The following is an 18,614-nucleotide window of genomic DNA, read 5'->3' on the forward strand; positions in this document are numbered from 1 at the left end:
GATTTTTCGTCTGATGCTTAACTGTGGCTCAGATGACAAAAGCTGCCACCACGTCGTTGGAACGTAAGAGTATCATTGATACGATTTCAGCGGAAAACTTGCGATAAGAAAAAAGAAAGCAAAAAAAGAGGAGAGATTAAAATCTCTCCTCTTAGATTGGCTATCATAGCAATCCTTGCTAAATCAATAGACCACTCCCTGTTCATTCCATGACAAAAATACGTCCTTGTCTGTTATCCTTGACCCCCCTTCCTGGTGGGTTTATTCCCTGGTTATTGTTTTGCTGTGGCTCCTAACGGAACAGTGAAAGGATCTACGATTCAGGCTCTTCGAACAAGCTACCGCACAGGAATAGTCAGTGAGATGATTAAAAGGGATGTATCAATAACAGACCGTATCCAATTGATATAAAATAGAAATTATATCTACCAAAAACATTCACGCCATGATTAAAAGAGATATCTCACGCATCCTGTGAGATATCTCTTACAAAAAATCAAATCAATATCTGCAATTAACTGTGCATAACGGGGGTGAGAGCCGAAAGGAAACGGGTCAAATTTGCAGATAATGTTGTTCTCTCTTTGCTGCCGAACTGTTCAAAAACGACCTGACCCGTCAAATTACATAGAGAAATCAGACCCATATCAGAGTCAGTGGTGCCAATAAATACGGTTGGTGAAAGTTTTAACCGCTTTTGTGTGACGAGATGACCAATCAAATTTTCCTGCAACCGAATAAAATCATCTTCACTCCATACCTGAATCAAACTGAAATTCCGCCCTTCAAAACTGGCAGCCATATCACCCGCAAACTGTGTGACATAATAATCGTGGATAGAATTCTGCAAACTGATCTCCAGCGCCGTTTCTACCTTCTTGAGTTTTTCTGTGGCAGAAAACGGCCGGGGAAGCCAGTGCACGACACCCTCTCCGGTACGTTCAATACAGGGTGAAGGGATGCCATACAGATCACTGCTGGCGGGGGGAAGCCCGGTTTTCTCCTGCCACAATTCAACATAACGTTGGGTAAAGTCAGAAAGTGTCTTGGTCACATTAAAGGTCATAGGGTTATGTCATCCGTCATTTTCAGGGTTATCCCCGTCGTCTTTCACGTTGCCGCTTTGTTGGCCGGCATCTTGAAATCCCTTGGGTATAGAATGTTATCCTACTTATTCCTAACCATTTTTTAGCAAAATAACAACGAGGGAATGATATTACCATTTTCATGAAAAAATGTTGATATGACTTATCCTTATCTGAATACTTAAAACCTATTCCAATAAATTCTAAAATTCATCATGCGCCCATATTTAATTTTTAATATTGCCGATTAAACTCATGGACAATCAATATTATTGATTTAATTTCAATAAAATAATCCCTGTATTTATAACACCGCAAAGTAAAAACAAACCAATCACCCTACTAAAAAGAACGATCATCCAGGTTTCACCGAGTAAATATTTGGCCTTGTTCCTTTCGCGTAGAAGAACTCAGACTATAATAAATATTATTCAGCCAATCAACACAAAAACATTTTCCAATTAAATATCATTAATCTTACATCATTAATGTTCAATTCATTCGACCCAAAAACTGAAATTAAAAAAACAAAATAAACCACACTCTTAAGGATATCAACTTATGAACACAGCAAATGCAAGAAAAAAAGAAAATACGCCATCCAGTAAAAATATCTTTACCCAATCGGTGAATGACTTAATCAACTTCCCTAAAGATGTAAAATGGGAATATCGAAACTTTAGCAATTGGTCACAGGAAATTAAAGTGGCTCAAGTCCCATGTTGCATACCCAACTCTGTTGATCAAGTGCTTGCCGTCGTCAATTGGGCCTGGAAACAAAAGTACAGAATAAGACCCATCGGGCAATCACATAACTGGTCTCCTTTAATACTGAAACCGAAAGCGGATCCACCCAAGAATATTATGTTAATGGATTTACAACCACATTTTACTCAGATCCATATTGAACATTCCTCTCCATTTTCCATCGTCAAGGCGCAAACAGGCGTACTGATGGAAGCCTTAATGAGCCAGATGGAAGAGCAAGGGCTTGGCTTTACCGCAACTCCGGCTCCCGGAGATTTAACCCTGGGGGGTGTTTTAGCCATTGGTGGGCATGGAACCGCCATTAAAGCTCGTGATGAAAAGAATGAGCCAGGCCACGTTTATGGTTCCCTGAGCAATACTCTCCTGGCTCTCTCTGCCGTGGTGTGGGACGAAGACAGTAAGCAATATATCCTTAAGCATTTTCAGCGAACGGAATCAGATTGTGCCCCCCTGCTCACTCATTTAGGAAGTGCCCTAATCCTGGAAGTGCAATTACAGGCAGGAAAAAATCAACGTATGCGGTGCGAGAGTTTTACCCATATTCCGGCCACTGAATTATTTGCCTTTTCACAAGACAAAGAAGGAGAAGATCAACAGAATGTGAGTCATTTTCTGGATAAAAATGGGCGGGTTGAAGTGATTTTATTTCCATTTACAGAAAAACCCTGGCTAAAAGTCTGGAGCCTTGCCCCCGAAAAATCCCGCTCCAGCGAAGAAGTTACCCATCCTTATAACTACCCATTTTCCGATAACGTCCCTGATTTTGTATCAAAATCACTCAAAACCATCCTGAATTGGCTTCCATCACTCACACCAACCCTCGGTAAAGCCCAATATCACTATATAAAAATTTGTTTATGCTTTTTTAGAAAAGATATCTGGGGTTGGAGTAAAAACCTGTTGCTGTATGTCAAACCCACCACACTGCGTGTGACTGCAAATGGTTATGCGGTCTTGACACGCCGCGCTGATATTCAACGAGTCCTGAGTGTATTTCATACTCAATGGCTAACTTTGTTGAAAGAATTTACAGCGGACGGAAAATACCCCATCAACGGCCCTCTCGAGGTGAGAGTGACCGGATTGGATGTTCCCTCTGAGGTAACGCATGAAGGTGCCAGCGTTCCCAGCCTGTCCCCTCTTCGTCCCCGACCCGATAAGCCTGAGTGGGATGTTGCTGTTTGGATCGATATATTAACCTTTCCGGGAACGAAATATGCCACTGAATTTCTCCATAAATTTGAGCAATGGTTATTTAAACAATTTAATGGCGACTATGCATCAGCCCGCGTTGAATGGAGCAAAGGTTGGGCATACAGTAAAAATGCAGCATGGGAACATGAAGAAGTACTGACAAAAATCATTCCTTCCTCATTCAATGAGGGTCAGCCTACGACTAATAATTGGGCTTCTACCGTTTCTTTACTGAATAAATACGATCCCTATCACCTATTTAGAACACCATTATTAGATAAATTATTTTCCGTTTAAAATCATTCTGATAAATAGTAGGTATATTTTATATTTACTATTTATCAAATAATATTAGTAGCATCTTAATTAAATGTTCGGCGACCTTTTTGATTTCTGCAACAAACGATCCATTAACAAACGATCCATCACCAGACAATCCATTACCAAACAACGCATCAATAAATAGATTTAATTTCAAATTTGTATTAAAACCTTAATTCCCATAAAAAAACATTAAGGCAACGAATAATGCATTCACCTAATTCCATTCTGGAAGATCCTAATTACTCACAAGAAGATATAATTACTGAACCAAAATATGACTTACCAAACTTTCCCCAAAATATAATATGGAAAAATTTAAATTTTAAAAATTGGTCAGGAGAAATTCAGGTTCATAACGTGCCATGCTGTATACCACGTTCTGTTGAAGACGTTATTGCCGTCGTCAACTGGGCATGGCAGGCGAACTATAAGCTAAGGGCAGTAGGGCAATCTCATAACTGGTCACCCTTGATATTGGCATCTGGGCAAGATGGCAAAAATCGCATTATGCTGATGGATCTCTCTGCACATTTCACTCACGTCAATATTGAGCATCGCGCTCAATTTTCTATCGTTACCGCACAAACGGGCATCCTGATGGAGTCGCTGATGACACAAATGGAGGAGCAGCATCTTGGCTTCACCGCAACGCCCGCTCCCGGTGATTTAACATTAGGAGGCGTTCTCGCCATCGGCGGGCATGGCAGCGCCATTCAAGCACAAGGTGAAACGCCACTTCCCGGACACACATACGGCTCTCTGAGTAATGCGATATTATCCCTGTCTGCTGTTGTGTGGGATACCGCAAGCCAGCAATATACGATTAAACGTTTTGAACGCAGTGATCCCAACTGTGCACCACTATTGACGCATCTGGGCGGCTCCCTGATTTTAGAAGTTCAGCTTCAGGCGGGTAAAAATCAACGCTTGCGGTGTCAGAGTTTCACCAACATACCTGCGGCTGAATTATTTGCTTATTCCGAATCTTCAGAAAATAGTCGAACCTTGAGCCACTTTCTCGATAAAAGCGGTCGGGCTGAGATCATTCTATTTCCCTTTACCAGTATCCCGTGGCTAAAAGTCTGGAGTGTGGAACCCACCAAGCCGCCCTCCAGTACAGAAGTTAAAACGCCCTATAACTATCCATTTTCCGATAATATTTCACCCGCCATATCCGATATTATCGACAACATTCTTACCCACTTTCCGGCCATAACGCCCTTGGTCGGCGAGATGCAATATCAACTGTCACATACCGCCTTACAAGGTAATGGGAGCGATATTTGGGGTTGGAGTAAAAATGTGTTGTTGTACGTGAAACCAACAACATTGCGTGTTACCGCAAATGGTTATGCGGTCTTAACGCGCCGTGCCGATATTCAACGTGTTCTGAATAAATTTTATACCGAATGGCAAAAATTAATGCGTGAATTTTCCCGTCAGGGGCAATATCCCATCAACGGCCCTATCGAAGTCAGAGTCACTGGATTAGATGATCCTGCGGAAGTTATGCACGAAAGGGCGGTCGCGCCCAGCCTATCAGCCATTCGTCCCCGTTTGGATCAACCAGAATGGGATGTCGCGGTTTGGCTTGATGTTTTAACCTTTCCAGAAACACCCCATGCCATTGAATTCTGCCGTCAATTTGAACAATGGCTCTTCAACGAATTTGACGGCTCTTATGCCTCAGCGCGTGTTGAATGGAGTAAAGGTTGGGCTTATGGCTCCCATGTTGCATGGGAAAATAAGCATGTTTTAACCAAAATCATTCCCGCTTCATTGACGGATGGACTGACTGCTGACAATAATTGGGATTCAACGATGGCTGCATTGCAGGAATATGACCCACATCACATATTTAGGTCGCCATTATTAGATAAATTGTTTTCCAAATAAACTTAACAAATAGTAGATATATCGTTATATCGACTCTCCATTAAATGAAATCTAAAAATTGTAGGACACTTCCTTACTCCCCGTACTACGGGGAGTAAGGGATCTTCGGAATTTTCGCGCATCACTATTATGAAAATTTATTTAAACAGGAAAATCAAATGAATAGAGAAAACTTAAAAGAATACATAAAAGAAATTGAACGACAAAAGCAAAACAACTCACAATTTAATAATATTTTTCTCGATCAACACAACACCAAGAGTATATTAAGGTATTTTAATGTAAAATATCACTCCATGAATGCGCATGAACAATTTATTGATAATATAGGTGATTTTATTGAAAATGCATTAGATGTATCGCCTAATCAGCATAAACGGTATATCATCAAAACAGATACAGCAGGAACGGGGGTTCATTTTGCCGCAGCAAATGTTTTTAAAGATATAAAAAATAATGTTTCTATTATATTTGTGGACCCAAGCCTTGGGGAAAACATATTCATTCCATTTCAACTCAAGTACTCCGAAAAGAGAAAAAAACATAATGATAAGTTAAAAACCCTCTATATTTACAGTCAAATACAAAATAGCCCCGCAGACTGCTTGCTTTTTTGCTTACATTTTATAAAAAAAATGCACAAGTATTCTCAGCACTTCACGGAAATTCACAGAAATATTTTTAATAATGCAATAACATTTATCAACGAATATAATAAATATTATTCTCCCCGACCACGAGAAAAATTATTATCTGATGAGATATGTGTAGAATATCAAGTGGTATGTTTCGATCAAGCCATCAAATTATTACCCATCGATTTCTTCAAGCATTCACATTCAATGAAACCGATTCATGCCTATTTACAGCACCATCCAAGCAAAAACGCAATAACAGTCAATAAAAAAGGAGAAACCCTGGAAGCACGATATCAATCCCATATTGTTACGCGTAATATTGATGGTAAACAACGGACATACAGTAAATCCATTGAAGAAAAAAGGCTCAGCCTTGCAAAGGCGGCTCTCATTACAGAAACAGAAAAAGAAAGGCAGATGGCTATGGCTCTACTCTGGCTTGAGGAAAGCAACTAATAATGCACAATAAAAATACGAACCGTTAGGATTCCTTGGTACACTACAGACTACCCTACAGTCGAACGTTTTTCAGTTTTAAGGAATCCTCATTCATGCCTTTATATCAGGATAGTCAGGCTCTTTCCCAACTCACGTTAGGTAAACCCACCCCCTACCGCGATCACTATGATCCCACTTTATTGCAAGCCGTTCCCCGCAGTATGAATCGTGAACCGCTTGGGCTATATCCGGAAAATCTCCCTTTTCACGGTGCAGATATCTGGACCCTGTACGAACTCTCCTGGCTCAACGCACGTGGCGTCCCTCAAGTTGCCATCGGTCATGTCAGCTTAGATGCAGCCAGTGAAAACCTGATCGAATCAAAAAGTTTTAAGCTCTATCTGAACAGTTTTAACCAAACTCGTTTTGCTGATTGGGAAACCGTGCAAAAAACCCTGCAAAAGGATTTATCCGCTTGTGCCAAGGGTGATATTGAGGTCGTTTTACAGCCCCTCCATGATTTCAGTCAGCAGCCGATTGCCGAGTTTGATGGAAAATGCATCGATAATCAGGATATTGAAATTGATGATTATCAATTCAATCGCGATTATCTTAACCATGCAGCAACTGGCCCTGTCATTGAAGAAACTTTAGTCAGCCATTTACTCAAATCGAACTGTCTGATCACTCATCAGCCTGACTGGGGATCTGTCATGATCCGCTATAAAGGCCCCGGTATCGATCAGGAAAAGTTATTGCGCTACTTAGTTTCTTTCCGTCATCACAATGAGTTTCATGAACAATGTGTTGAACGTATTTTCAATGACTTAATGACGTTATGTGCGCCGGAAAAACTCTCTGTTTATGCCCGTTATACCCGTCGGGGAGGACTGGATATCAATCCGTGGCGCAGTAATGAACCATTTGTCCCAACGATAGGCCGACTAGCCCGTCAATAATCGATTAACCTGATTAGAGACAAATATACCCAATGGATTTCAAGATGCAGCCAACAAAGCGGCAACTTGAAAGACGACGAGTATAAATCATTGAGGCCCCCCTAAAGGGCAAAAGGAGTCATTCTTGATTACACATGTCAATCCATTAGGATCAATGGATTTACTCTCTCAGCTTGAAGTAGATACGCTTAAGCGTACCGCAAGCAGTGATTTATACCGCCTTTTTCGTAACTGTTCACTGGCGGTTCTTAATTCCGGAAGTCAAACCGATAACTGTAAAGAATTACTGTCAAAATATGAAGATTTTGATATCAACGTATTGCGCAGAGAACGCGGAGTAAAACTGGAACTGATCAACCCGCCAGAAGACGCTTTTGTTGACGGTAAAATTATCCGCTCCTTGCAGGCAAACCTGTTCGCGGTGTTACGGGATATTTTGTTCGTTCACGCGCAAATTACCCATGCGCAGAAAGCACACAATTTAAACATGGAAAATGGTATGCATATTACCAGCACCATTTTCTCTATTCTGCGCAACGCCAAAGCACTGCATATTGCAGAAGACCCTAATATGATTGTTTGTTGGGGCGGTCACTCCATCAATGCAAAAGAGTATTTGTATGGACGTAAGGTAGGCAGTGAGCTGGGATTGCGCGAACTGAATATCTGCACGGGCTGTGGCCCCGGTGCCATGGAAGCGCCAATGAAAGGAGCCGCAGTAGGACATGCCCAGCAGAATTATAAAAACAGTCGTTTCGTCGGTATTACAGAGCCTTCCATTATCGCGGCAGAGCCACCCAACCCGCTGGTGAATGAGCTGATCATCATGCCTGACATCGAAAAACGTCTGGAAGCGTTTGTCCGCATTGCCCACGGTATCATTATCTTCCCCGGTGGCGTGGGAACAGCAGAAGAACTCCTGTATTTACTGGCTATCCTGATGAACCCTGAAAACAAAGATCAAGTTTTGCCATTGGTCTTGACCGGTCCCAAAGAGAGTGCCGATTACTTCCGGGTGCTGGATGAATTTATCGTTAATACTCTGGGAAAATCGGCTCGTCATTACTACCACATTATTGTGGATGCGCCATCAGAAGTCGCGCGTATCATGAAAAAGGCCATGCCAAGCGTCAAAGAAAATCGCCTCTCCAGCGGAGATGCCTATAGCTTCAACTGGTCATTGAAAATCAGCCACGATTTACAATCCCCATTCAATCCGTCCCATAGCAACATGGCCAACCTGAATTTACATCCAAATCAGCCACCTGAAAAACTCGCATCAGCCCTGCGGCGCGCGTTTTCCGGCATTGTGGCAGGTAATGTAAAAGAGGTCGGTATTCATGCCATAGAAAAATACGGGGCATTCAAGATCCACGGTAATGCTGACATCATGCACCACATGGATCATTTGTTAGAGGATTTTGTGGAGCAAGATCGCATGAAACTCCCCGGAGGGACTGCTTATGAGCCATGCTATGAGATAATCAAATAAATCGCGGATACCTTTTCTCTTCAATATTCAATGAGGCTGGTGCCAGGGAATAAATCCAAGGATGGAGTAAATGATCATGATACACCTTTTAATTGTAGACGCCTTAAACCTGATTCGACGCATCCATGCCGTACAGGGAAGCCCTTGCGTTCCCGCCTGCGAACATGCGCTCAAACAGTTAGTCACCCACGCATCACCGACTCATGCCGTTGCCGTATTTGACGAAGATGATCGCAGCCATAGCTGGCGCCATCAGCTTTTCCCCGATTACAAAGCGGGCCGTTCTGCCATGCCGGAAAACTTACAACAGGAAATGCCATTGATTAAGCAGGCATTCAATGAACTCGGCGTAGCCTGCTGGCATCAACAGGGGCATGAAGCGGATGATTTAGCCGCAACCCTGGCCACTAAAGTCGCCAATAACGGGCATCGTGTGACGATTGTTTCAACAGATAAAGGCTATTGCCAGCTTCTTTCCCCCAATATCCAAATTCGTGATTACTTCCAAAAACGCTGGTTGGACTTGCCTTTTATCCAGCAGGAATTTGGCGTTCCTCCTGAAAGGCTTCCCGATTATTGGGGATTGGCAGGTATCAGTAGCAGTAAAATTCCCGGCGTTCAGGGCATTGGCCCAAAAACTGCCGCCATGCTGCTACAACAAACGGGTTCGCTGGATAATTTATTTCAGGATCTGGAAACTTTGCCGGATAAATGGCGCAAAAAATTGGCATCTCAAAAAGAAATCGCTTATATCAGCCGTGAAATTGCTTCATTAAGAACCGACTTGTTATTACAGGGTAATTTGCAGCAACTTAGATTAGGTTATGTTCGGTAGATTTCAAATTATCCCAGAGGGTAAGGAAATAACTCCCCCAATCACCGCTCGTTTATGGCATTGGGGGAGTTAAGCAGCAGGGTATAAGTACAGCCAGCACAAAAGCAACGTGTAAAATGAAATACAGTGGTAAAACGCAATGATAAAATACGTTCACGTAAATCAAACAATAAAATCTGACTGACTCAATTTTGGCTCACCCATAAATACTATCATAAATCGACTATTAAATTTTTCTTTTTCCACCGTGATATATACGGTAGTTATATTCCATGCATTATCATACTCGAATAACACTTCCCCAGGTTTACCAGAAAAGCTATTAACATCAAAGTTGAGCTTTCCTGTTCCACCAAAAACAAAAGCCGATAAATCAATTTTATCTATACCGGGTTTAAAATCTTGGATTATGTCATAATTATATTCTGATGATTGATTAGCACACAGATAAACATATGTATTCTTTCCTAGTCCCCCAGTCATTTCTTTGTTACCTAAGCCACTGTAAAAAATATTATCACCCGCTGTGCCCTCCAGCCAACAGTTATTATTATCGTTACCTATGATAATATCGTTACCCTTACCACCCATCGCCACATGAATAGTACACCCACGAGCAATGGAAACATTACCTTTCAACCCACCTACATCAGAAAAATGTTTCTCATTCAAATTGATGACCTGATCTTGAGTAAAACCAGAAAAATCAAATATATTAGTCACCGAATTTTCATCTGAAACGACTGGATCACAAGCACAAAACAATAACTCATCATCTTTATTTCTTGCAGTTTGATAATCACGATGAGTATTAGAATTAAATCCATATCTAACACTGCTATTTTCAGATCCAGAATTTGACACAACATTAGGGCCAAATAATTCTCTTATGGCAGCAATATCATTTAACATAGGCCCTGACGGAAATAAGCCTTTAAAATCCTGCCCGGTATACGATTCATTAAAATAGCTCATGACGGTATAGGCAAGAGTATCCTCAAAATGTGTTGCGCTTTTCTCATAACTAGGTCTATTTTTATTATCGGCATCATACGTTCCAGGATGAGACAGACACAATTGATGCCCTATTTCATGTGTAAATGCCTTACGTATATTTTTATTCACCTGGAGATATTGTTTGTCTGAAAATTTAGGATTATTAATATTAACCCACGTCTGAGACTTATGATCTATTGATTTATCAGGATATTTAGTGAATGGGTTGAGATCTTCCTTACCTATGTTTTTATTATAAAAACCGACCACCAAATCAGCTTCATGGTAATGTTCAACTTCTGTAAATTTAATATTGGCAACACTTTCCCAAGATTTATAGGATTTTTCCAAGGCTTCCTTTACATCTGTACCAACAGTTGCAAGCGTTACAAGCGTTGCAACATTTGCTTTCTTCATGGCTGCCTTAACCGCAGGTTCATTAGCTGATTCAGAATCAGATGTTAATATATGATATTTAAAGTACACAGTCTTCATTGGATTGTAATATTTTTTATACTTCCAAAAAAAATCACGAATGAGAATCTGTTTAGGAGCTCCCTCTAATAAAGGCTCATGCAACACATTAATATGTGGATCATGGTTTGGCACATAAGCAACCAAATGATTGCGTATTTTCGAAACCGCATCAGAATACAAACCATCATTATCATTAGATTTATTTATTGAAGACATCTTCACCTCCATAAAATCAAAAAACACCATTTTATTATTCTTGAGGAAATGGTTTTATAATCAATTTCTTTCCATTAATAAGATGTGTAACCCACTGCCCTCCCAGCGCCCCAAAGAAAGCTAATCGATAACCCTCTTTATCAGTGACAGTAATGCCATCAGGAGCAGGACGCCAACCTACTACGGCCTTTCCCAGAATAGAACTCAAAATGGATTCTATATCTCTCAGTTCCCATATTGTTCCTTCAGGCAAACGAATTCCTGTCAGTTCAATATTAGTCAAATGATGTTCCTCTTCATTTAACAACATCCAAAAACCTGTTAATTCTTCAATTTCAGGCGTATCCAAGTCATTCATATTTAATTCTCCAACCAAGAAAAAATATATTTAAAAAATATAAGCAGACATAACCCATAGTCATGTAAGACTCGATGGGAATAATATAAATTATAGTTTCAACTGATATAAATGAGACATCATCTCATGCCTCGTTTAACTTTTATTGAAGTTCCATATTACTCTATTCTTGATAAAACAGATCACCACATTAATTTCAATTATTAAAATAAAAATATAAAAAAGCAGCATAAACTGATAACAGAATATGCTGCCTTTCCTTCCTTATGAATTAATTTGGAATTATGGTTGTATTATTCAATAGTCATACCAATTATAAAATCACTCAGCCAAAATAATCAGCAATGAGATTAATGTGTTCACCCTTTAATTGACCGGATTCATTCAGCAACCCAATCCACGCTTTCATATAGTCATATTTTGCCTGAGACAGTTCACGGCGCGCGGTATAAAGTTGTTGCTCCGCATTTAATATATCGACATTCACTCTCTGCCCCAAGGCAACACTCTTTTGCGTCGCTTTCACTTGTAATGCAGCCGCTTCCACGGCCATTTCATAGGCTCGTATCCGCTTTTCACCATTAACACAGGCATTATAGTTGCGCCGCAGGGCATTCAGGATCTCCCCTGCCTGAGCCTCCATCTCATATTTTGTTTTGCCATAGTTTGCCGCCGATTGACGCACCGCCGCCGCCGTTCCTCCGCCATTATAGAGGTTCATGGAAACACGCAACCCAATGGAATCTGTCCGGTATTTTTGGTCAATGCTATTATCGCTGCTGGATTTATTCTCACTATGGGAAGCATATAACTCCAGTTTCGGCAGATATCCCGCCCGATTGCGCGCGATATCATGAAGCGCGACATCAACTTTCTGCCGCGCCGCCGCCAATTGAGGGTTCTGGCCCAATGCCAACTGTTCCCAATCCGCATAGTGTTCTGTATCCAGTTGGATTGTTGTGAACTGCGCAGCGTTAGACAAGCGATTAACCGGCAAATCTGCTGGCAACGGGATGCCAACCAATAGCTGCAAGTCACGGATTGCGGCATCCAACTCATCTTGTCCCCTCAATTCATCGGCCAAGACCTGACTATAACGTGTTTGCGTTTCTGCCACATCGGTGCGGGTGCCTTCACCGGAGGAAAACAGTTTCTGATTGTGTTCCAGTTGTTCCTCATAGGCAACCCGCTGCCGGACAACTTGCTCCAGCCGGTCCTGTGCATAGGCGACAGCCATATAACTATTCACCACCCTGACCGCCAATTGCTGGCTGTCCGCCCGAAAGCGGGCATGACTCATCAAGGCATAAGCCTGACGGGTCTGATAACGTGCCCACACTTCAAAATCGATCAAAGGCTGGGTCAAAATAATCGCACCACTATAGCTGTGATACTGCCGATCACGACTTTCTTTGACCGCATTCCCTCGCCTATCTAAAGAATGAGATCCCATCTGCTGCCAGTTTTGTGGGGCATTCTGGTAGCTCAAGATTACCTTGGGCAGCAATTCGGCCAGCCCAAGGTTTTTCTCTTCCTGTCCGGCTTCCTGTTCTTTGATGGCTGCCTGAAAGGTGGGGTCATGCTGCAATGCCAGCGCATAAGCCTCCGTCAGGGAAAGCGCGCGGGTGGAACCAGAAAATAACATCCCCAACAAACCCGTTAAAAACAGCGGCAATAGCAAAGTACGTTTATTGGCAAAACCGCGATACCCCAACATTGTCATTACTCCTCAATCAGCGACGTAGATGCCCTGTCCATCAACGGCTTGAACAGGTAACTCAACAATGAGCGCGATCCCGTTTTCACGAACACCTCGACCGGCATCCCCGGCTTGATATTCAATCCCGCCAATTTTTCCATACCCTCAGAGGTGACTTTCAATCGCATCTGGTAATAAGGTTCCCTCGTCACGCCATCCACCAAACGGTCAGCCGAAACCACGGCTACCTTAGCCGTCACTTTCGGCGTCCGGTTTTGGTTGAATGCCGTGAACATCAAATCAACATCCTGACCTACAGTCACCTTATCAATCAGGTGTACCATTAAACGCGCTTCCACTTCCAAGGCACTTTGGGCGGGCAGAATTTCCATCAGTTTTTCGCCGGAAGCCACCACACCACCTTGGGTAAACACGGTCAAACCTACCACTGAACCATCCACCGGAGCAGTGATTGACGTATGAGATAGATCAAATTGTGCTGTTTCCAGCTTATTGCTTAATTCATTCGCCAATACCTGCACATCCGCCAATTGGCTGCGGACTTCACGTTGATAGTCAGCCTGACGCTGAATCACGCGCTGCTGCGTTTCCTGCCGCTGCTTTTCAAGCTGGCCTATCCGCCCCATCATTTCTGCCATACTGCCACTTAATTCACTTTGGTTACGCAGTAATTCCAGATAACGGTTACGGGGAAAATAGCCTTCTTCTGTCAAAGGTTGCAGATTAGTGACCTGCTCCTTGAGCGAAACCTGCTGTTGCTGTTTACTCCCCAAGGCTTCACGCAACCCACGGATCTGGAAATTTACCCCTTCCTCAGCTTGTTGCATTCCCGCCAAATCGCTGCGCAACATTTCACGACGTGACAAAAAGAGCTGTTTTTGCAACGCAAGGATATCCTGAATACGGGGTTCCAATGGCTGATTCAGTAACGTGGATGGAAAAACAATCGCATCCTGTCCTTGTTGCTCGGCCAACAGCCGGGCTTCCGTTGCCAGTGTGGTATAAAGTTGCTGTTTCAGGGAATCAATCTGAGCATTAACCTGTACTTGACTGAGCTGAACCAAAACCTGCCCGGCCTTGACTTGCTCGCCCTCTTTCACCTGAATTTGTCTGATGATGCCATTGACCGGGGACTGGACGGTTTTGCGGTTTCCATCCACAACGACAGTACCCGAGGAAGCGACCCCTTTATCAAGCGGCGCAAATGCCGCCCAGAGGAAAAACCCCAGAATGCCGATGCCAATCACCCACCAGCCTATTCGCAGGTAACGATTCGCATCCAGCGGCAATAATCCTGATGCCTCATTTTGGGCATCTTTTGCGTTGGTCTGATAGGACATTTTTACTCCCAGATAGCAATATCCCAAGAATTTAAATCGGGCTGAATCATGTTACGAGGCACGTTCGACCGGTTTTAACTGTGATTGTGTCTGTGACGCAGACGCAGACGGCGATAACGCCGCCATGACTTGCCGGGAAGGGCCAAACATTTTCATTTTTCCCTGTACCAACAACAAAACTTGGGTTGTTTGCGACAGCAATGAAGGACGATGGGTAATGACCACGACCGTTTTACCCTGCTCCCGTAATTGAGCAATCGCATGACCCAGCGCTTTTTCTCCGAGATCATCCAGATTCGAGTTAGGTTCATCCAATACCACCAGCGACGGATTACCATACAAAGCGCGAGCCAGCCCAATTCGCTGTTTCTGCCCACCAGACAGCCCCCTACCGCCGGCACCGATTACCGTGTCATAACCCTGTTCAAGATTGAGTACCAATTCATGAACACCGGCTTTTTTTGCCGCCTCAATGACTTTTTCCGGTTCAATCTCATTGAAACGCGCGATATTCTCGGCAATCGTGCCAGCAAACAGCTCAATATCCTGCGGCAGATAACCGATGGAGGCACCCAGTTCATCTTTATTCCACTGGTAAATATCCGCACCATCAAGCCGCACGACACCGTCCTGTGCCGGCCAAATCCCCACCAGCAAACGCGCCAAGGTCGATTTTCCCGAAGCGCTGGGTCCAATCACCCCCAGAACATCACCGGGATTCAAGGCAAAGTTGAGATCCTGCAAGACAGGCGGGTTATTTTGTGATGTCTGTTCCGGACGTATTTTACCGGGCGGGATTGCCGATACTTTTTCCAGCAGCAAGACCCCCTTGGGTGTGGGTAAAGACATCCCACTTTTGCGTTCGGGTTGATCTTTCAGTAATTTATTCAGCCGCTGCCATGATAAACGGGCAGCGCTCCAGCTCTTCCATGCCTGTATCAACTGCTCAATCGGGGAGAGCGCCCGCCCCATCAAAATGGAACCGGCGATCATCATGCCCGGTGTGATATTCCCTTCAATCGCCAGCCAGCCGCCCAACCCCAGGATTAAGGATTGCAAGGCGAGGCGTACGGTTTTGGATATGGCGGTGATGGATGCGGCCCGTTCACTGGCAATACGCTGGAAATTAAGAAAGCGCTCATGCAGGCCGAACCAGCGACGACGCAACGTCGGCAACATGCCGAGCGCTTCGATCACTTCGGCATTGCGCAAGTTGGTACTGGCTAAGTTGGCCGATCGTAAAGAGAGATTATTGGCTTCGGCTAAAGGTGCCTGGGATAGCCATTGGTTCAATACCGCCAGCATGATAAGCATGATGGCCCCAGCCAAGGCCAACAACCCCAGATACGGACTGAACAGGAAAATGACACCAAGATAGACGGGGAACCAAGGGGCATCAAAAAAAGCAAACAGGGCATTCCCTGTCAGAAACTGGCGGATGGTCGACAAATCATTGAGCATCTGCCCCGCATCGGTTGAGCCGCTTTTCAGGTTGGACTCATACGAAGCGGTGTAAACCCGCTGGTTCAGGCACATATCAAACTGGCTGCCAATGCGGATCACCACCTGACTGCGGATATATTCCAGCCCACCCATGATGGCAAACATACCCAGTGTGAACAGTGTCAGCATCAGCAAGGTCATTTCATTACTGGATGGCAGTACCCGATCATATACCTGAAGCATATAAACAGAGGGAACCAGCATCAGCAGATTGATGAATGCCGTAAATAAACCAATAGTCCAGAATACTTTGCTGCGTGCACGGATAACCTCCGTGATTTCATCCTTCGGAAAGCCTAATTTCACTGCAATCCCTTTATCGTTGTTGTTATTTTGTCACCGCATTCGCTGTGCCACTGAAAGTCATCACCAGTTCTCTGCCATCAACAAAGTAGGCGATCCACTGTTCCGACTCATGACTAAAAAAGGCCAGACTATTGCCATCATCATCAGTCAATGTGAGGCCATCGGGCGATGGATACCATCCTGCAACCGGCTGCCCAATCAACTCAGTGACACAAGCATCGCTTTTTAATGCCCAAATTGAATCTTCGGATAAACGGGTATCGGTCAATTCAATACTGCACAGCCTATTCCCATCGGAGAGTTGCCATAATCCTTTCAACTCACCAGCGGATGGCAGTCTCAAACTACTGGCCATACATCCTCCTACCAACAAGAGAGAAAAAATGATCGATAAAATCGACTTTGATAAAAACAATTTTCCACTTTCCATGAGTTAGATAATACTGCCGTATCCAGAGGGCATACGGCAGTATTCCATTAATATGATGAGATCAATCAGACGAGGAAATCGGCTTCAACCAACGGTTGACCGATAACTTTCACCAGAAAATCATTACCGGCCAGATCACCACCAAGGCTGATTTCCAGATCGGTGACATCATTCGCTTTATCATAAGAGAGCAATACTTCACCCGCCTTACCTGAAAACGAGTCTACAAATTTGATATCGCCGGTACCGCCGAAGTTAAACTCTGACAGATCGATTTTGTCTTCACCAGAGATAAAATCGTGGATCCAGTCCGGATTGTCTTTCAGAGACTCTTTGCCGTCCAGATAAACAAAGGTATCGTTACCTTCACCCCCCCACAGATGATCACCGCCCAGGCCACCATAAATGATGTCATCGCCTGCGCCGCCTTTCAGGATGTTATCTGCACTGTTACCCACCAGAATATCGTCACCGCTGCCGCCAATCGCGTTTTCAATGACGACACCACGAGCGATGGAAACGTTGCCTTTCAAGCCGCCAACATCAGAGAAAGCGCCTTCATTCAGGTTAATGCGCTGATTTTGGGTAAAACCAGAGAAATCGAAAGTATCTTCACCACCCGCATCCCAGACACTGAAGACTAATTTGCTGTTGGCATCCGTTGCGGTCATGAAGTCGCGATCCGTATTGGAATTGAAACCATAGATGGTATCTCCCTTACGGGTTTCCATATTCGCGCCATACAGATCCTGAATGGCAGAGATATCATTCAGCAAAGGTGCCGATGAATACTGATATTTAAAATCCTGACCCGTGAATTTCTCACCGAAATAACTCATGACCGTATAGGCACGAGAATCTTCGAAATATTTTGCTGACTTGGTATAGCTCGGACGCACTTTATCAGACGCATCATAATCGGCAGGATGTTCCAGCCCTAATATATGTCCAATTTCATGTGTGAAAGTCTGACGGGCATAACCATTCACATCAATGTCATTATCGGTAAAAGTATGGCTTTCAGAATTATACCAAGTATAAGACTTTTTCTGTCCTTGCGGCAAAGTGGCAAATGCATAATCCCCGTTGGCGCTATAATCAAAGAAACCAAAAGTCATATTTGCTTTATTTACGCTACTCGCTTCGGTAAATTTAATATTGGCAACATCAGACCAGGATTGCAAAGAAAGTTTCGCCGCTTCTTTTTGATCGTCATTAAAAGCACTGAAACCAGAAATCTTAAACAATGGCATTATGGCAGGTTGAGATTCCAGAAAATGGTACGATAATTCCAACGAGCCAGAAGAATTAACATATTTTTTGGCCCAATGATAATGGCCACGCACAAGCTCATCCGGCGCACCATCTGCCAATACCTTATGCGCAACCCGAACACCCGGATCAGAATTGGGGACATAGGCGGTGAGAAGTGAGTTAACTTCCTGAACGGAATGGGAATCAGATAACCCCACATAGGTATATTTTTTCTTTGAGGTCATATCAATCTCCTGTAAAAACAAGACAAGTATTCTAAAACCCGAAATATTTATATACCCGTCGTCTTTCAAGTTGCCGCTTTGTTGGCAGTATCTTGAAATCCATTGGGTATAATAACGGGAGTAAAAGTTTTAAATGCTTT

At 43.4% G+C, this 18,614-nt stretch carries 14 protein-coding genes; 6 read left to right on the forward strand and 8 right to left on the reverse strand.

Annotated elements, in window-relative coordinates; translation table 11 throughout:
• Positions 1–514: 514 nt before the first annotated feature.
• Positions 515–1,066, reverse strand: a complete 552-nt coding sequence (gene syd, locus Xbed_RS10270) for a SecY-interacting protein (RefSeq protein WP_086112835.1) — start codon at positions 1,064–1,066, stop codon at positions 515–517.
• Positions 1,067–1,646: 580 nt separating this feature from the next.
• On the opposite strand from syd, the gene Xbed_RS10275 reads away from it, so the two are divergent.
• The 6 genes from Xbed_RS10275 (at position 1,647) to xni (ending at position 9,629) form a co-directional block, all read left to right on the forward strand.
• The gene (locus Xbed_RS10275) at positions 1,647–3,344 is read left to right on the forward strand and encodes a cholesterol oxidase substrate-binding domain-containing protein (RefSeq protein WP_086112836.1); all 1,698 of its coding nucleotides are present in this window, start codon (positions 1,647–1,649) and stop codon (positions 3,342–3,344) included.
• Between the two features lie 384 nt (positions 3,345–3,728).
• Entirely contained in the window at positions 3,729–5,267 is a 1,539-nt protein-coding gene (locus Xbed_RS10280; RefSeq protein WP_244182462.1) for a cholesterol oxidase substrate-binding domain-containing protein, read from the forward strand.
• Positions 5,268–5,425: 158 nt separating this feature from the next.
• Positions 5,426–6,361, forward strand: coding sequence for a YopJ family acetyltransferase (locus Xbed_RS10285; RefSeq protein WP_086112838.1), 936 nt, complete (start codon positions 5,426–5,428; stop codon positions 6,359–6,361).
• Between the two features lie 95 nt (positions 6,362–6,456).
• Positions 6,457–7,302: an NADPH-dependent 7-cyano-7-deazaguanine reductase QueF gene (gene queF / locus Xbed_RS10290; protein WP_086112839.1), complete on the forward strand. Its 846-nt coding sequence runs from the start codon at positions 6,457–6,459 to the stop codon at positions 7,300–7,302.
• A 124-nt stretch (positions 7,303–7,426) separates the two neighbouring features.
• Entirely contained in the window at positions 7,427–8,794 is a 1,368-nt protein-coding gene (gene ppnN / locus Xbed_RS10295) for a nucleotide 5'-monophosphate nucleosidase PpnN (RefSeq protein ID WP_086112840.1), read from the forward strand.
• A gap of 73 nt (positions 8,795–8,867) precedes the next feature.
• A complete protein-coding gene (gene xni, locus Xbed_RS10300) occupies positions 8,868–9,629 on the forward strand; it encodes a flap endonuclease Xni (protein WP_086112874.1) in 762 nt (253 codons plus the stop codon).
• Positions 9,630–9,791: 162 nt separating this feature from the next.
• Here the strand turns inward: xni and Xbed_RS10305 are convergent, their stop codons facing one another.
• The 7 genes from Xbed_RS10305 to Xbed_RS10335 all read right to left on the reverse strand — a co-directional run bounded on the left by Xbed_RS10305 (position 9,792) and on the right by Xbed_RS10335 (position 18,474).
• Positions 9,792–11,318 (reverse strand): M10 family metallopeptidase C-terminal domain-containing protein, encoded by a 1,527-nt coding sequence (locus Xbed_RS10305; RefSeq protein ID WP_167371896.1) that lies wholly within the window; start codon positions 11,316–11,318, stop codon positions 9,792–9,794.
• A gap of 34 nt (positions 11,319–11,352) precedes the next feature.
• Entirely contained in the window at positions 11,353–11,676 is a 324-nt protein-coding gene (locus Xbed_RS10310; RefSeq protein WP_086112842.1) for an AprI/Inh family metalloprotease inhibitor, read from the reverse strand.
• 325 nt (positions 11,677–12,001) lie between these two features.
• A complete protein-coding gene (locus tag Xbed_RS10315; RefSeq protein ID WP_422641351.1) occupies positions 12,002–13,399 on the reverse strand; it encodes a TolC family outer membrane protein in 1,398 nt (465 codons plus the stop codon).
• Positions 13,399–14,736 carry an HlyD family type I secretion periplasmic adaptor subunit gene (locus Xbed_RS10320; protein WP_086112844.1) on the reverse strand — a complete coding sequence of 446 codons (1,338 nt, stop codon included), beginning with the start codon at positions 14,734–14,736 and terminating at the stop codon, positions 13,399–13,401. The genes Xbed_RS10315 and Xbed_RS10320 overlap by 1 nt, the downstream gene beginning before the upstream one ends.
• Before the next feature lie 51 nt (positions 14,737–14,787).
• Positions 14,788–16,545, reverse strand: a complete 1,758-nt coding sequence (locus Xbed_RS10325; protein ID WP_086112845.1) for a type I secretion system permease/ATPase — start codon at positions 16,543–16,545, stop codon at positions 14,788–14,790.
• Between the two features lie 22 nt (positions 16,546–16,567).
• Positions 16,568–16,900 carry an AprI/Inh family metalloprotease inhibitor gene (locus Xbed_RS10330; protein ID WP_086112846.1) on the reverse strand — a complete coding sequence of 111 codons (333 nt, stop codon included), beginning with the start codon at positions 16,898–16,900 and terminating at the stop codon, positions 16,568–16,570.
• A gap of 140 nt (positions 16,901–17,040) precedes the next feature.
• Positions 17,041–18,474, reverse strand: coding sequence for a serralysin family metalloprotease (locus Xbed_RS10335; RefSeq protein ID WP_086112847.1), 1,434 nt, complete (start codon positions 18,472–18,474; stop codon positions 17,041–17,043).
• Between the last annotated feature and the right edge of the window lie 140 nt (positions 18,475–18,614).

This window comes from Xenorhabdus beddingii (assembly GCF_002127545.1).
Classification (GTDB): Bacteria; Pseudomonadota; Gammaproteobacteria; order Enterobacterales; family Enterobacteriaceae; genus Xenorhabdus; species Xenorhabdus beddingii.

Excerpts from the sequence above, each read along its gene's own strand:
- Xbed_RS10285 (WP_086112838.1), top strand. The coding sequence starts at position 5,426 with ATGAATAGAGAAAACTTAAAAGAATACATAAAAGAAATTGAACGACAA.
- Xbed_RS10315 (WP_422641351.1), bottom strand. The coding sequence starts at position 13,399 with ATGACAATGTTGGGGTATCGCGGTTTTGCCAATAAACGTACTTTGCTA.
- Xbed_RS10275 (WP_086112836.1), top strand. The coding sequence starts at position 1,647 with ATGAACACAGCAAATGCAAGAAAAAAAGAAAATACGCCATCCAGTAAA.
- syd (WP_086112835.1), bottom strand. The coding sequence starts at position 1,066 with ATGACCTTTAATGTGACCAAGACACTTTCTGACTTTACCCAACGTTAT.
- Xbed_RS10305 (WP_167371896.1), bottom strand. The coding sequence starts at position 11,318 with ATGTCTTCAATAAATAAATCTAATGATAATGATGGTTTGTATTCTGAT.
- Xbed_RS10310 (WP_086112842.1), bottom strand. The coding sequence starts at position 11,676 with ATGAATGACTTGGATACGCCTGAAATTGAAGAATTAACAGGTTTTTGG.
- Xbed_RS10330 (WP_086112846.1), bottom strand. The coding sequence starts at position 16,900 with ATGGCCAGTAGTTTGAGACTGCCATCCGCTGGTGAGTTGAAAGGATTA.
- Xbed_RS10335 (WP_086112847.1), bottom strand. The coding sequence starts at position 18,474 with ATGACCTCAAAGAAAAAATATACCTATGTGGGGTTATCTGATTCCCAT.
- Xbed_RS10320 (WP_086112844.1), bottom strand. The coding sequence starts at position 14,736 with ATGTCCTATCAGACCAACGCAAAAGATGCCCAAAATGAGGCATCAGGA.
- queF (WP_086112839.1), top strand. The coding sequence starts at position 6,457 with ATGCCTTTATATCAGGATAGTCAGGCTCTTTCCCAACTCACGTTAGGT.